The 2,457-nt window shown below is 40.1% G+C and carries 1 pseudogene; it reads right to left on the bottom strand.

The features are described 5' to 3' along the window. Positions 1-2,457, bottom strand: a pseudogene (locus HNS40_RS22095) (hypothetical protein); the annotation flags it as partial.

Raw genomic sequence — 2,457 nt, 5'->3', positions numbered from 1 at the left:
TTGTTCTAAATATTGATAACGGGTAGCATAATAATAAGTGCCTTCTGTATCTAACAATAACCCTAAATCAGCTGTATATTCATCATTATTCCCAACTCCCTGATGATAATCAGCAGGAATCCAATTGATCCAGGAGGAGGGCTCCGAATCAGTTAAACTGTAGCCAATCCAAGCTTGTAATGCTTCAATAGGCTCCTCTTGACTGGTGATATCTTCAATATAAGCTTGTCCATAAACAATAAACTCTTGATTCGGAAGTATTTCTCCTGAACCTGGCCATTGTAGGTTGGCCCAATTGATAGAATCCTCTATGACTTCCGTGCTCACTAGAAGCATTCCACTGGTATTGCCAATGCCATCCCAGAATCCTCCTTGGCTTAAGGAATATCCACCGTAAACATAATCTTGTTCCATATATTGATAGCGAGTAGCGTAATAATAGGTGCCTTCGGTATCTAATAGACTTCCTAGATCGGCAGCATATTCATCATTATTCCCTACACCTTGATGATAAGCAGCAGGAATCCAATTGGTCCATGAGGAAGGCTCCGATTCCGTTAAACTATAACCAATCCAGGCTTGTAATCCTTCAATAGGCTCCTCTTGACTGGTGATATCTTCAATATAAGCTTGTCCATAAACAATAAACTCTTGATTCGGAAGTATTTCTCCTGAGCCTGGCCATTGTAGGTTTGCCCAGTCGATACTCACCTCAGGAACTATAGCTACCGAAAGCTCTCCATTTACATATTCTACCCCATTCCAGAAGTTTCCACCATCCTCAGAATATCCTCCATAAACATATTCTTGATCTAAATATTGGAATCTAGTGGCATAATAATAGGTGTTTTCCAATAACATATCTGCCCCTAAATTGGCAACATACTCATCATTATCACCAACAGCAGCATGATAGCTCGCAGGAATCCAGTTGGTCCAAGTTGCGGGATCTGTATCTAATAATCCATATCCTATCCATGCCTGAATATCTTCGTTTTCCTCTTCTGCATCAGTAATATTCTCAATATATAGCTGACCATAAACTAAATACTCCTCTTCTGGTTCAATGCTTCCTGATTCTGGATATTGAAGATTAGCCCAAGTAATCTCTTCCTCATCAGGTATATCTATTACAGTCACTTCTCCACTAGTAAAAGAAGTACCATTCCAGAATCCTCCTCCTCCAAAAGAAAATCCACCATAAACATAATTCTGTGATTGTAATTTGAATCTATAAGCATAATAATAAACACCATCTGATAGTAAATATTCACCAAGGTTTACTTTATATTCATCATTATCACCTTCATTACCCTGGTATTCTGCTGAAACCCAATTATCCCATGTAGAAGGGTCTGTATTTTCTGTGCTATAACCTACCCAAGCCTGAAGCCCAATAACTTCCTCTTCTTGAGAGGTATAATCTTCTATATAAACTCTGCCATAAACATTAAATAACTCTTCAGGTTCAATTGTTGCTGAAACTGGCCACTGTAGATTGGCCCAAGTGATTTCACCATCGATTATAACAGTATTCACACTTAGCTCACCACTAACATTAGAGGTTCCATCCCAAAAACCGCCATCGAATCCACCATATACCTTTTCTTGGTCTAAGTATTGGAATCTAGTGGCATAGTAATAAGTGCCATCCTCAGAAATCTCAGCACCTAAATTGGCAGAATACTCATCGTTATCACTATCGGCAACTTCGCCTAAATAACTTGCGGCTACCCAATTCGTCCAAGTGTTTGGATTTGTATTGTCTGTGCTATAGCCTATCCATGCTTGGATATCTGCATTTTCTCCGGCTACTTCGGTGATGTTTTCTATATATAATCTTCCGTAAACGGTAAATTCTTCATTGGGTGCAATGGCTCCACTTTCTGGATGCTGCAAGTTGGCCCAGGTGATTTCATCATCTGCTGGAGGAGGAGTACTAACTGTTAGGACTCCATTTACATTGCTTGTTCCATCGTAGAAACCACCGTCGAATCCTCCATAAACCATGTCTTGTTCTAGGTATTGGAATCTGGTGGCATAATAATAGGTTCCATCGGTGGATAGTTCTCCACCTAGATTGGCTGAATATTCATCATTGTCACTATCGGCAACTTCGCCTAAATAACTTGCGGCTACCCAATTCGTCCAAGTGTTTGGATTTGTATTGTCAGTGCTATAGCCTATCCATGCTTGTATGTCTGCATTTTCGCCGGCTACTTCGGTGATGTTTTCTATATATAATCTTCCGTAAACAATGAATTCTTCATTGGGTGCTATGGCTCCGCTTTCTGGATGCTGCAGGTTGGCCCAGGTGATTTCATCATCTACTGTTAGTGTGGTTACTGTGAGTTCTCCATTGAGGTTTGTTGTTCCGTCATAGAAACCTCCATTGAATCCACCATAAACCATGTCTTGTTCTAGGTATTGGAATCTGGTGGCATAATAATAGGTTCC

Origin of the sequence: Lentimicrobium sp. S6 (assembly GCF_013166635.1) — a bacterium.
In the GTDB taxonomy this organism is placed as follows: Bacteria; Bacteroidota; Bacteroidia; order Bacteroidales; family UBA12170; genus UBA12170.
Note: the sequence above shows the minus strand (reverse complement) of the source record. Positions and strands in the feature narration are given on the sequence as shown.